The sequence below is a fragment of the Hyphomicrobium sp. genome (assembly GCF_035548195.1).
Taxonomy (GTDB): Bacteria; Pseudomonadota; Alphaproteobacteria; order Rhizobiales; family Hyphomicrobiaceae; genus Hyphomicrobium_B.
The window spans coordinates 162,501-174,602 of record NZ_DASZTY010000035.1 but is presented as its reverse complement, the minus strand read 5'-3'; the positions used below and the strand labels follow the sequence as shown (position 1 = coordinate 174,602).

Here is a 12,102-nt window from a genome sequence, read left to right as displayed (position 1 = left end):
TTGACAAAAACTCTTTTTTAACCAAGATGGAGGTGAGGGTTAAGGGGCCGGTGCGTAGTGCCGGATGATGTATGCGTCGAGGCGTTGGGCGGAACGTTTCAGCTGGCGGTTATGCGCGAACGGAGTGCATTGAGTATGACCGCAGCCCATTTTCCAGTCATGTGCAGGCATCGCGGGATCGGGAATTGATTGCCCGGTTCTTCGCTGATTTGCGCCGCGCGTTGCGTCTCACGCTTCCGCAAGCCGCTTATTACTTGCGCGTCCATCCCGATGTTATCGAGGCGTTGGAAAGCGGACAGGTCGAGCATCTGCCGCCCTGGCACCAAACGGCGCCGATGATCATGGCCTATACGGCGATGGCATCCATCGATGGCCGTCCCGTTCTCAATGCCGTCGGCGGATTGATCGCGTCCTTCGATGCGGCGCCTCCTCCGCCCGCCGCGCCGTATGTCCACCAAGAGGCCGGGCATGGTTTCCAGACCCATTCCGGCGGACATTTTGTCCGTGCGGGCTCGGCGATCGCAAATGGCGCCCGGCGGCTGCCGAAAGACGCGATACATCAGATCCGCGAGAGGCCGCAGAGGGCGCTTTATGCGTTATCGGTGCCGCTTCTGTTCCTTCTCCTGTTTCACGCGTCGATTTTCGATCTTATCGCGCGCCCATTCAGCTCGGCGGTAACTTATGTCAGCGTTTATTTTCAGGAGCGTTTCGCCCCGGTTCGGGATGGCTTCCGCTGGATTGAGGTGAATGATCCTCGTTCGCGCCGCGGTGACAAATTGCGGATTGCGGGCGGTTCGTATTAGATGCGCGCCGATTAGGGCCGCAGACTGTCGATTGCGGTCGAACTGGACTGCATCACCTAAATCATGACCTCATTGCCGCGAGATAAACTCGACCGTCTTTCGGAGCGCTGGATGGCGATCCAGGACGAACTCAATCATGGCGTGTCGCAAGCCGCTTATGTCAAACTCACGAAGGAATTCTCGGAGCTATCTCCTGTCGTGGCGCAGATTGAGGCGTTGCGTAAGGCCGAGGCCGAAAAAGCGGATCTCGAACAGATGATCGGCGACCCTGGTGCAGACAGGGAGATGGTCGAATTAGCTTACGCCGAACGCGCAGCGCTTTCCGAACAGATCGCGGATTTGGAGCATAAGCTCCGAATTGCGCTTCTTCCCAAGGACGCGGCCGATGAGAAGAGCGCGATACTCGAAGTGCGCGCCGGGACGGGCGGCGACGAAGCGGCGCTATTCGCGGCCGATCTCTTCCGGATGTATTCACGCTATGCGGATCTCAAGGGGTGGAAAGTCGAAGTCATTTCGGCGTCAGAGAATGACCTCGGCGGCTATAAGGAAATTATCGCTTCGATCAGCGGTACGGGCGTGTTCGCCCGGTTGAAGTTTGAGTCTGGCGTGCATCGCGTTCAGCGCGTGCCAACGACAGAAGCGAGCGGGCGCATTCATACCTCGGCTGCGACGGTCGCGGTGTTGCCGGAAGCCGAGGACATCGACATCGATATCAGGCCCGAAGACATTCGCATCGATACGATGCGCGCGGGCGGTGCGGGCGGCCAACACGTCAACAAGACGGATTCTGCAGTGCGCATGACCCATTTGCCGACGGGGATCGTCGTCGTTTCGGCGGAAAAATCGCAACATCAGAATCGGCGTTTGGCGATGAACGTGCTGAAGGCGCGGGTTTATGAGCTTGAACGCGAGAAAGCCGCCACCGAGCGCTCGGATGCGCGGAAATCGCAGGTTGGCTCAGGCGATCGTTCGCAACGCATCCGGACGTACAACTTTCCGCAAGGGCGCGTTACCGATCACCGCATCAATCTGACGCTCTATAATCTCGATGATGTAATGACGGGGAACGGGCTCGATGAGTTGATAGACGCCCTCATCACAGATCATCAGGCGACAATGCTGGCTGAACTGAGCGCCGCCTAAACTGAGCGCGTGGGTGACGATCATGCAGCCGCATCAGCGGACATCAGATCAGCTAAAAACGGTTGCAACAGCGTTGGAGCGGATGACGCGGGCTTTCGCAAATGCGGGCCTCGAGTCCGCCCGCCGGGACGCTCGGGTTCTGCTGCAAGGTCTTCTCGGGATCGACGGGACGGCGTTGCTGACCAGACCGGAGCAGCCGCTTCTCGGAGATGCCGAAGCGCGCATTCGCGATGCAGTCCGGCGGCGGCTTGCGCGCGAACCCGTGTCGAGAATTCTCGGTGTTCGCGAATTCTACGGTCGCGAATTCGTCGTTACCCCGGCTGTGCTCGATCCGCGGCCGGACACCGAAACGGTTGTCGATCTTGCGCTTGAGATCGTGAGATCGGAGGGGCTTGCGGAGCGACCGCTACACCTTGCCGATATCGGGACGGGTTCGGGGATTTTGATTGCAACGCTGTTAGCTGAATTGCCTCGCGCACGGGGTGTCGCAACCGATGTCAGCGCCGCGGCGCTCGGCGTCGCCAAACTTAACGCGGGGCGCCTGGGCGTTGAGGATCGTGTGCGGTTTGTTGCGACACGTGGTCTCGCCGGATGCGAGGAGCCCTTCGATCTCGTTGTTTCAAACCCACCTTATATAGCGACCGGCGATATCCCGGCTCTCGAACGAGAGGTGCGCGATTATGATCCACTGCTGGCATTGGACGGTGGTGCAGACGGTTTGGACGTCTATCGCGAGATTGCCGAGGGGGCTTCGAAGCCCGCTGGTCAACGGTGCATAATCGTCGAGGTCGGTTCCGGGCAAGCCACTGACGTGCAACGGATATTTTGTGCCGAGGGGTGGCAGCCAATAGGGACTAAAAGGGATCTTGGGGGACACGTGCGTGCTGTGGCCATGAAGATACATCTTTAACGGCTTCAATCATTTCTGTTTGCGGATCTAGGTTTCCGAGGTAATATCAGTTCCGACGAGTTTGATCGGATGTGCCTGGTACAGGCGACGCCTCGCATGTGGCGCAATAAACCGGCCTTCCTATCTCTGATCATCAGCGCAACTTTCGCGGACGTCGTTGTCCGCTGAATGGCGGGTGTCGAGCCCTATTTTTCTCGACGCCGCGAGCGCTGCGAAAACGCTCCTTGCAGGACGGTTTGGACGTCAGTTGCAGTCGTCGTGACAAGGAACATCGCGATTTGCCCGGATAACGGGCGATAGGCCAAGGGGCTTCTGCCTGTGTGGGGCACAGGCGACTTTAGGATCGATTTTCGGAATTGGATCGGAGGATCCATGACGCGGCCCATCATCGATGGGCACGCGTGGACTTTAAAAACTCAACGATTGTGAACGGGAGCCCATGAGGCAAGGACAGCAGAACCGCCGTGGTCGCGGTCGGAATAATAACAATAACCGCAAATCACAAAATCCCCTGATGCGGAGCTTCGAGAGCTCGGGTCCGGACGTGAAGATCCGTGGCACCCCATCGCATATCGCCGAGAAATATGTTTCGCTGGCGCGTGATGCGCTGTCCTCCGGCGACCCCGTGCTCGCTGAGAATTATCTTCAGCACGCCGAGCATTATAATCGCATCATCCTGAGTTATCGCGAGCAGATGGCGCAGCAGGGTGGCATGGATCCGCTCGGCAATAACGGTGCGGCCCGCACTCATACGCTTGCCGGGCCGGGTGACGGCGACGGCGATGAGGCCGGTGAAGACGACGGCGATGAATTCGGCGTCCAAGCGCAGCAGCCGGGCGGCGAAGGATCGCACCAGCAGCAACCTCGCAATTTCGATCATCAGAACCGCTACGACAATCGTCCCCGGCACGATCGGGATCAGCGTTACAATAACAACCGTCATGATCGCGACGGTCAGCGCTATGATCGTGGCGACCGCGAGTTCCGCGGCGAGCGGTATGACCGGAATGGTTCGGGTGAAAACCGATATCGCGACGATCGCCGGCCGCATGGAAATGGCGGCGACGGGCAGCAGGAGGGCGGCTATCGCCGCCGCGAGAGGTATCAGGGCTCCAATGGTGCCGGAGGCGATCGCGAATTCGGCAATGGCGGGAACGGTGGTTTCCGATCCGACGCCGCGCCGCAGCCGCCCGCACCCGCGCCTGAACGCGAGCGTTCCGCTCCCGCACCTGCGCAAGCTTCGCAGGTTCCCGCCGAGCAGGAGCAACCGGCGTTCTTGCGCCGTCCCGTGCGCCGTCCTCGCCGAGAAGCGCCGACGGAAGCGGCCACAACAACACCGCCTCCTGCAAACGAAGATCAGGAATAGTTCGGCAGCGCACGCGGCGGTTCAGCCGGTGACGTCGAATGCGTTGCCAGGGGCAATCCGTCCGCCTTCGACGACGCGTGCGTAGACGCCGAAGTCGGTGTTGCCGAAGGCTTTCAGTAGGAATGCCGGTATATCGCCGGCGCGCACCGCTGCTTCAGGATCGACATTCGTCGCTGCGCATCGTTCGGTGCGTTTGAAAATTTCGAGTGTCGTTCCGTTGCCGCGAAGGCGTTTGCCCAAGAGTTCGCGTTCGCGCCATGGCGCGAGCCCGTCCAGGACGAGGTTCGGGCGGAACCGGCGCGGGTCAACGGCTGCCCCGAGCATGGCTTCTAGAACGCGAAGGCTTGCCGAGTTAATGACGTGAAGGCACTTCGCGGCAACGTCCGAGAAGCTGTGGCCCGGGCTTGAAACGACACGCGGACGGCCGCGCAGGCCTGATGTCACCGTGGCCGCGATGATGTCCTCGATGATTGTCTTGCCTTCGGGCGTCCGCAGGTCGACGCGAGCAATTTGCTTTCCAGCCGTCGTTACCGTCAGCGTGTGGGTCAGGTCGTCAAAGTGCGTGCGCAATTTGGCAAGCTGCTCGTTGCGCATCAGCATGACGAAATGGATTTTCTGCAGGTGCTTAGGATTGGCAGGGTCGAAGGGGCCAGGGCCGTTCTCGATGGCGTAGGCCCGGTCGAAGGGCAGAGTCTCGGACGGCGTTAACACGACGCTTTCTAGCGGCTCCGGACTCAATCCCTTAACCGGATAGCGATAAATAGCCTCGATCGTTGCCGAGCCAATTTCTGCCATGCCGCGAATTTCCCTCGGGTTTTCCCGTCACAGCCTCTTTTTTGGGCGTTGCCCGATTCCTATATCGCCAGACATATCAGGCGGGGGTGGGATGCCGACGATTGGGTCTTTGGCCGCGCTTGATGATTGAAATCAATTCGCATGGCATTCTTCTCGTGCCTTAGGGGCGGGAGGCGTGCGCAAGAGGAGGCGATATGAACTTTGAACGCTACACGGACCGTGCCAAGGGCTTCATCCAATCTGCCCAGGCAATGGCGCTCCGGGAGAACAATCAACAAGTCACGCCCGAGCATCTGCTCAAAGTTTTGCTCGACGATCCGGAAGGACTCGCGAGTGGACTTATTCAACGCGCCGGGGGCGACTCTCGCGCTGCGCTCCGGAGCGTCGAGGCTGCGCTCGCAAAGCTACCGAAAGTGACCGGCGGCTCTGGCGGCGTTTACGTTTCGCCGGAAGCGGCGCGGCTATTCGATTCCGTCGAGAAGCTTGCCGACAAGGCGAGCGACAAGTTCGTCACCGCCGAGCGTCTGCTTCTGGCGCTTGCGCTCGACACGTCGAGCCCTGCCGGAAAGGCACTTCGCGATGCAGGCGCGACGGCGGACAAGCTCAATGCTGCGATCAACGATTTGCGCAAGGGCCGTACTGCGGATACGGCGTCGGCCGAGCAAGCCTACGACGCACTGAAGCGCTACTCGCGCGATCTGACGGAAGCTGCGGCGAGCGGCAAACTCGATCCCGTGATCGGACGCGACGAAGAGATCCGCCGCACCATCCAAGTGCTGTCGCGGCGCACGAAGAACAATCCCGTTCTGATCGGCGAGCCGGGAGTCGGCAAGACGGCTATCGCCGAGGGCCTAGCCTTGCGCATCGTCAAGGGCGACGTGCCGGAGAGCCTTAAGAACAAGAAGCTGCTGGCGCTCGACATGGGCGCGCTGATCGCGGGCGCGAAATATCGCGGCGAGTTCGAAGAGCGTTTGAAGGCTGTCCTTTCCGAGGTCGAGGCCGAGGGCGGCAATATCATTCTCTTCATCGACGAGCTGCACACGATCGTCGGTGCGGGCAAGACCGAAGGATCTATGGATGCCGGCAACCTGCTGAAGCCTGCGCTTGCACGCGGCGAACTGCATTGCGTCGGCGCGACGACGCTCGATGAATATCGCAAGCACATCGAGAAAGACGCAGCGCTGGCGCGGCGTTTCCAGCCGATCTTCGTTTCCGAGCCGACGGTCGAGGACACGATCTCAATCCTGCGCGGCATCAAGGAGAAGTATGAGCTGCATCACGGCGTGCGCATCACCGATAGCGCGCTTGTTGCGGCGGCGACGCTCTCGAACCGCTACATCACCGACCGCTTCCTGCCCGATAAGGCCATCGATCTTGTCGACGAGGCGGCGTCACGTCTGCGCATGCAGGTCGATTCAAAGCCCGAGGAACTCGACGCGATCGACCGCGATCTCATGCAGCTGATGATCGAGCGCGAAGCCTTAAAGAAGGAAACGGACGCAGCGTCGAAGGATCGCCTTGGGCGCATCGAGAAAGAAATTGCTGATCTTGAAGAGAAGTCCGAAGCGCTGACTCAGCGCTGGGAAGCGGAAAAGCAGAAGCTCGGTTCGGCGCAAAAGCTCAAGGAAGAGCTGGATAACCTGCGCAATGCGCTTGAGCAGGCGCAGCGCAAAGGCGATCTCGCACGCGCAGGCGAACTTCGCTACGGCAAAATCCCGGAGCTTGAGAAAAAGATTGCCGAGGTCGAAGCGCAGGAGGGCAGTAAGGGTGCGCTTGTCGAAGAAGCGGTAACGCCGGATCAGATCGCGGCCGTCGTGTCGCGGTGGACGGGCGTGCCGGTCGACAAGATGCTCGAAGGCGAGCGCGACAAGCTGCTCAAGATGGAAGACGCATTGTCGAAGCGCGTCATCGGCCAGAAGGAAGCGGTCATTGCCGTTTCGACGGCCGTCAGACGTGCGCGTGCGGGTCTGCAAGACCCGAACAGGCCGATCGGTTCTTTCATGTTCTTAGGTCCGACCGGCGTCGGCAAGACGGAGCTGACGAAAGCGCTCGCGGGCTATCTTTTCGACGACGACACGGCGCTCGTCCGCATCGACATGTCGGAGTTCATGGAGAAACATTCGGTTGCGCGTTTGATCGGCGCGCCTCCGGGGTATGTCGGTTACGAGGAAGGCGGTGTGTTGACGGAGGCCGTCAGGCGGCGGCCGTATCAGATCATCCTGTTCGATGAGATCGAGAAGGCGCATCCCGATGTCTTCAACGTGCTCTTGCAGGTATTGGACGACGGTCGCCTGACCGACGGCCAAGGCCGCACGGTCGATTTCAAGAATACGCTGATCGTGCTGACGTCGAACATCGGCGCGGAATTCCTCGTCAACCAGAAGGAAGGCGAGGAGACCGAGGCCGTGCGCGACGAGGTGATGGCCGAGGTTCGCTCACGCTTCCGGCCAGAGTTCCTCAACCGTCTCGACGATATCATCCTGTTCCACCGCTTGCAGCGTGCGGATATGACGAAGATCGTCGACATTCAGATGCAGCGTCTGCAGAAGCTCTTGGCGGATCGCAAAATTAAGATCGAGCTCGACGAGCAGGCCAAGACGTGGCTCGCCAATCGCGGCTACGATCCGGCGTACGGCGCGCGGCCATTGAAGCGCGTTATTCAGCGCAACGTGCAGGACCCGCTCGCCGAGCAGATCCTCGCGGGTGGCGTCAAGGACGGTGACACGGTGCACGTGTCCGTCCGCGACGGCGAGCTGACGATCAACGGCTGGCCGATTAAAGCGGCGGCTTGATGCACTTTCGGACGCGATGCGATGAGCGTCGCGTCCGCTTCTCACTCAAAGCGGGGTTTCAGGCCCAAGACCTACAGAGCCGCCCGGTATTGTTTGGGTGTGACGCCACTAAACTGACGAAAGAGTTTCGCGAAGTGGCTTTGGCTCGAAAAGCCCAGAGCCAAGCTTATCTGACTAGACGACAGTGTGGTTGTTTCGAGCAGATCTTTTGCCCGTGTGATCCGTTCCTGCAAGACAAACCGATAGGGTGTGACGCCGAAGGTCGCGCGGAACTGCCGCGAGAAGTGAGCCGGGCTCATACCTACGATCGCGGCAAGCTCGCTTACGCTGATATCGTCTGCGAGGTTCTCGCGAACGTAGTGCGAGATGCCCCGTTTCTGTGCCGGTGATAAGAGGGATGAGCTTTGGGGATCGTCAGAAGTAGCGTACCGGCCCGCGAGGTATTCGACCAAGGCGATAGAAATCGCTTCCGCGAACAATCTTCCGGAAGGGCATCCCACCTTGACCTCATCCCGCATGGCGAGCACCAAGCTTTCAAGCATGCTATCGCGTGTCGGCAACATCGGGGGTAACGCGCCCTCCACGAAAGAAGGCGCAATCGACCGCAGCTTCGAACTATCGAGCTGAACAGCCACTCTGGACCAGGCGTTGGTCGCCCAAGACGAGCGCAGCTCGCAATGGCTGCGCGAGATGCTAAGCGCGCCCGGAACGACGCTATGATGAACCTGCGTGCCGCGATCTTTCCAATGTGCCGTTCCGGAACCATGGGTGACGACGAAAACCATCGCATGAGGAAAATAAGCTGTGGAGATTTCCTCCAGTTTAGAGTCGGATTCTTCGAGGGGAAAACCGGCCCAAAGGCTGTTGGCGCTGCTCAGGAAAGGATTACGGAACACGGGTATGCGGCGACCCTGCGATATTGCGTGAATAAGCGGTTTGATCACTTCCGCCTCCATCTCAACGGCCTGACATCAACTCGTATCAGATATCCAGCCGGCGATCGCATTGGCGTTTCCGGCATAGGTTGTTGCGGCCGCATGTGTCGTCGCGGGCCGGTTGCGCGTCGCGCGTTCCGCGCGCATTGGATGTTTTTAGGGCGGGGACATGGATCGTTTGGTGAACGACTGCCGCCTCGTTGCAACACCGTCTTCGCAAGCGGAGCGAACGTGCGGCGGGGGTGCATATAAAGGTTGTACTGTCATCTGCGAGATGCAGTATCGGGCGTAGACCCGTCGGGAATGAGGAGGCGGCCAGGCGGGCAACACCTAAAAAGGGGGGATCTGTATGAGAAAATTACTTTCGCTTATCGCGTTGTGCGGCGCGATGGCGCTGGCGTTCGGTGCATTCGCTCCCCGCGTCAACGCCGCACAACTTTCGACCGATTTGCTTGCGCTGAAGACCGGGCGGACGAATGCCTTAGTCGTTCACCAGGCTCGGTATCGCTGCTGGTGGCGTCACGGACGTCGCCATTGCGGATATGCGCATCATAGTCGCTGGTGGCGACACCGTGGATGGCATCATCGTCATTGGCGGCATCATCGCCGCTGGCGCCGTCATCACGTGTGGCACAATCGTCATTGGCGCCATCGCCATGCTTGGCGGCAACGTTACTATGGCCGTCGCCATTACTATTATCGTTCTTACTATCGGCCGTATTACCGTCCTTACTATCGCCCGTATGCATACTGCATCGGCTTGTGCTGGTGGTAAGAGGCGGCACATTCGAGTGTCGACAAACAGAAACGCCAGGGCATCGACCCTGGCGTTTCTGTTGAGCGGTCCAATTTTGTCTGGAGCGCCCGAGTTTGTCTGAAATCAATTACCGATAGCGGCGGTCGCGCCGGTGATGGGCGCGACGATAGCAACGTTTTGCTCCGATTTTACAAGCGATTTTCGGGCCTGCCGTGTAGCCGATGACGCCGCCAGCCACTAAGCCGACGGGACCGAAGACAACCGCTCCGGCCAAACCGCCGAGCGCAGCATCGGTGACGCGTTCGTGCGCGCTTGCTGCAACGGGCGTGAGAAGAATGCCCGCTGCAATAGCAACAAGGGCTGCAAAAACTTTCATAGGTTCGTTCCTCATATTCCGTTGTAAGCGAACCTCCCCGCGATGCTTATAGCATTTCACCGATTCGTTTTTGAGCGACGACGCCAGATTGTTTGGATGCGTTTCGCTTAAATCAGCTTTCTCTCTCGTGAATTATGTGCTCGTTATTTGAATATCGACGTGGAAGGACGTCGATATTTTCTGAGAATGCGTGGGTTGGGGGGAAGCCTTGTCTGAGCATACTGATACGCAATCGCGCGGATTTAACGGCCTTAGCATTCTCGGATGGGTGCTTGGGGGACTGAGTGTTCTCAACCTTATTCACGATTTGAGTCCGGTGAAGCTTTATGGACTCGTCAAGGATTGGGCGGCCGGCTACGAGGCGCTCGTTGAGAAGATCGCCGGAGTTTTGTTCGGCTGGATCGATTGGCGTTGGATCAAGATCGACACGAATGAAGTTCATCTGATCGTTCTGTCGATTCTTTTAGGTTCCGCAACGCTGAGAGCCAGCATGCAAGAACAGATAAAGCATGGTCAGAAGCCGTTCGTTGCATTTATCGGAGCGTTGGAAGGAGCGCTTGTGGCGGTGGTGCTTCCGGTCGTTTTCGCGGTTGCCCTGTTGCCCGGCATGTTCGGAATTCTCGCGGCTGCTGCGTTTCTGGTCTGGGCTACCTACGAATTCGGATTTCGCAATTTGGACGCGGACGAATTCGTTCCCGCGTCCAAGGACGTTCGCCGTGAGTTTGTTGGAATTCTTGCGGTGTTCGCACTGTTGATTGCTTTCAACTATGCGCTTTCATTCAAAGCGTGAACGATCGCCCGCTGTGAAACGCGGTGATGCTCACTTGTTCGCGGTCATAACCGGGGCGCGGTGCATCAGCTCGTCGATGCGGGCGCGCTCTTTCTGGAATTCGACGAGATCCTTGCCTTCGAGTTTGCGCTCGCGCGGCACTTGAATCGACATCGGATCGACGAAACGGTTGTTGACCAGAACTTCGAAATGGACATGCGGACCCGTCGATAATCCGGTCGAGCCGACGTAACCAATGACTTGGCCCTGGCGGACTTTCATGCCTGGGCGAATATGCGCAAAGCGGCTCATATGGCCGTAGGCCGTCTGATAGCCGTTGGCGTGGCGAATGCGGACGTAGTTGCCGTAGTATCCCTTGCGACCCACTTCTTCGATCGTGCCGTTGCCAGCGGCAATAATCGGTGTGCCCGTCGCGCAGGCCCAATCGACGCCAGTATGCATCTTTCGCGTGTTGAGGAGCGGGTGGAACCGAACGCCGAAGCCCGATGTGATGCGCACGTCGCTGCCGCGAACGGGTTTGCGAAGAAGGAACTTCTTCGAGTTGTTGCCGGCGTCGTCGTAGAAGTCGACGACGCCGTCCTCTGAGCGGAAACGATAGAATTTATAGAGCGCTCCGCCGCTGCTGATCGCGGTATAGAGAAGCTCGCCGGGCGGCCCGTCGGTCGATTGCTCGTCCTTCATGTCAAAGAACATTTCGAGCGTGTCTCCGGGGCGTACGTGGCGCCGGAAGTCCGTGTCAAAAGCGTTGATGCGCAATATTTGTGTGATCGTGTCGGGCGAAAGATGCTGTGCGAGCCCGGCATAGTAGACGGCCGAGTAAAGACTCGAACTTTGCGGATCGTCGTTTTCGTTTCTCGCGAGTTGTTGCAGTTCCGCATTGAAGGGCGGTTGCGAAGAGCCGACGAATTCACCCGCGGCGCTGCGGCTGACCGTGACGAGGTGGTCATGTCCGTCGGAGAAAATCGAATAGCGTGCGGGCTCTTTCTTATTCGGATCGGCCAGCGATGGCACGAGCGTGATGCGGACTTCCTGGCCGGGAACAAGTGCATTTTCAGGGAAGATCGCGTGGCCCGCTTCGATCATGCTATGGACATCCCATTCGGGCGCACCAGCCTTCGAGAGAATCTTCGCGAGCGTGTCCTTGGGTCCGACCTTGACGACAATGACCTCTCCGCCTTCGATGTCGTCAGACGGATCGTCCGGAGCTTCGACGGTTTTGTAAATTTCCGTGGTATTGAGATTATCAGCCGTCGCGGATGCGGGTTGCCAAGAGCCGTCGGCCGCCGGGACAGCGGGGCTAGCGCTTGCGCCAGAGTTGCCATCCATCGGGGCACCGGAGCCATCGACAGCCTGGACGCTGGCGGCATCTTTCGCGCTGCGTTCGACGATGTCCTGGACTTCCTGCGTGTCGAGCTCCTGGCCGTCTTCCTCGGGA

The 12,102-nt window shown here is 59.2% G+C and carries 11 protein-coding genes (1 of these 11 cut by a window edge); 7 read left to right on the top strand and 4 right to left on the bottom strand.

Features of this window, described 5'->3' with window-relative positions; translation table 11 throughout:
* Positions 1–71: 71 nt before the first annotated feature.
* The 4 genes from VHB22_RS14425 to VHB22_RS14410 all read left to right on the top strand — a co-directional run bounded on the left by VHB22_RS14425 (position 72) and on the right by VHB22_RS14410 (position 4,222).
* Positions 72–803 carry a helix-turn-helix domain-containing protein gene (locus VHB22_RS14425; protein ID WP_325457676.1) on the top strand — a complete coding sequence of 244 codons (732 nt, stop codon included), beginning with the start codon at positions 72–74 and terminating at the stop codon, positions 801–803.
* A 63-nt stretch (positions 804–866) separates the two neighbouring features.
* Complete coding sequence (gene prfA, locus VHB22_RS14420) at positions 867–1,946, top strand: peptide chain release factor 1 (protein ID WP_325457675.1); 1,080 nt, start codon at positions 867–869, stop codon at positions 1,944–1,946.
* Between the two features lie 22 nt (positions 1,947–1,968).
* On the top strand, positions 1,969–2,856 hold the full coding sequence (gene prmC, locus VHB22_RS14415; RefSeq protein WP_325457674.1) for a peptide chain release factor N(5)-glutamine methyltransferase: 888 nt from the start codon (positions 1,969–1,971) through the stop codon (positions 2,854–2,856).
* A gap of 514 nt (positions 2,857–3,370) precedes the next feature.
* On the top strand, positions 3,371–4,222 hold the full coding sequence (locus tag VHB22_RS14410; protein ID WP_414652745.1) for a DUF4167 domain-containing protein: 852 nt from the start codon (positions 3,371–3,373) through the stop codon (positions 4,220–4,222).
* A gap of 21 nt (positions 4,223–4,243) precedes the next feature.
* On the opposite strand, the gene VHB22_RS14405 is transcribed toward VHB22_RS14410, so the two are convergent.
* Positions 4,244–5,017 carry an MOSC domain-containing protein gene (locus tag VHB22_RS14405; protein WP_325457672.1) on the bottom strand — a complete coding sequence of 258 codons (774 nt, stop codon included), beginning with the start codon at positions 5,015–5,017 and terminating at the stop codon, positions 4,244–4,246.
* A 194-nt stretch (positions 5,018–5,211) separates the two neighbouring features.
* On the opposite strand from VHB22_RS14405, the gene clpB reads away from it, so the two are divergent.
* Entirely contained in the window at positions 5,212–7,809 is a 2,598-nt protein-coding gene (clpB, locus tag VHB22_RS14400) for an ATP-dependent chaperone ClpB (RefSeq protein WP_325457671.1), read from the top strand.
* A gap of 71 nt (positions 7,810–7,880) precedes the next feature.
* On the opposite strand, the gene VHB22_RS14395 is transcribed toward clpB, so the two are convergent.
* Positions 7,881–8,753, bottom strand: coding sequence for an AraC family transcriptional regulator (locus VHB22_RS14395; RefSeq protein ID WP_325457670.1), 873 nt, complete (start codon positions 8,751–8,753; stop codon positions 7,881–7,883).
* Between the two features lie 533 nt (positions 8,754–9,286).
* Here VHB22_RS14395 and VHB22_RS14390 point away from each other — a divergent pair.
* On the top strand, positions 9,287–9,622 hold the full coding sequence (locus VHB22_RS14390; RefSeq protein ID WP_325457669.1) for a hypothetical protein: 336 nt from the start codon (positions 9,287–9,289) through the stop codon (positions 9,620–9,622).
* A 6-nt stretch (positions 9,623–9,628) separates the two neighbouring features.
* Here VHB22_RS14390 and VHB22_RS14385 read toward each other — a convergent pair whose 3' ends face one another.
* The gene (locus VHB22_RS14385; protein WP_325457668.1) at positions 9,629–9,877 is read right to left on the bottom strand and encodes a hypothetical protein; all 249 of its coding nucleotides are present in this window, start codon (positions 9,875–9,877) and stop codon (positions 9,629–9,631) included.
* Positions 9,878–10,085: 208 nt separating this feature from the next.
* Here VHB22_RS14385 and VHB22_RS14380 point away from each other — a divergent pair, with 208 nt between their 5' ends.
* Positions 10,086–10,667 carry a hypothetical protein gene (locus VHB22_RS14380; RefSeq protein ID WP_325457667.1) on the top strand — a complete coding sequence of 194 codons (582 nt, stop codon included), beginning with the start codon at positions 10,086–10,088 and terminating at the stop codon, positions 10,665–10,667.
* A gap of 30 nt (positions 10,668–10,697) precedes the next feature.
* Here VHB22_RS14380 and VHB22_RS14375 read toward each other — a convergent pair whose 3' ends face one another.
* Positions 10,698–12,102: the 3' portion of a M23 family metallopeptidase gene (locus VHB22_RS14375; protein WP_325457666.1), read on the bottom strand. 641 nt of this gene lie beyond the right edge of the window; the window shows 1,405 of its 2,046 coding nt (coding positions 642–2,046); its start codon lies beyond the right edge, outside the window; its stop codon occupies positions 10,698–10,700.

What these genes read in the sequence shown, in the direction of transcription:
- VHB22_RS14425 (WP_325457676.1), top strand. Translation starts at nt 72, where the DNA reads ATGCGTCGAGGCGTTGGGCGGAACGTTTCAGCTGGCGGTTATGCGCGA.
- prfA (WP_325457675.1), top strand. Translation starts at nt 867, where the DNA reads ATGACCTCATTGCCGCGAGATAAACTCGACCGTCTTTCGGAGCGCTGG.
- prmC (WP_325457674.1), top strand. Translation starts at nt 1,969, where the DNA reads ATGCAGCCGCATCAGCGGACATCAGATCAGCTAAAAACGGTTGCAACA.
- VHB22_RS14410 (WP_414652745.1), top strand. Translation starts at nt 3,371, where the DNA reads ATGCGGAGCTTCGAGAGCTCGGGTCCGGACGTGAAGATCCGTGGCACC.
- VHB22_RS14405 (WP_325457672.1), bottom strand. Translation starts at nt 5,017, where the DNA reads ATGGCAGAAATTGGCTCGGCAACGATCGAGGCTATTTATCGCTATCCG.
- clpB (WP_325457671.1), top strand. Translation starts at nt 5,212, where the DNA reads ATGAACTTTGAACGCTACACGGACCGTGCCAAGGGCTTCATCCAATCT.
- VHB22_RS14390 (WP_325457669.1), top strand. Translation starts at nt 9,287, where the DNA reads ATGCGCATCATAGTCGCTGGTGGCGACACCGTGGATGGCATCATCGTC.
- VHB22_RS14385 (WP_325457668.1), bottom strand. Translation starts at nt 9,877, where the DNA reads ATGAAAGTTTTTGCAGCCCTTGTTGCTATTGCAGCGGGCATTCTTCTC.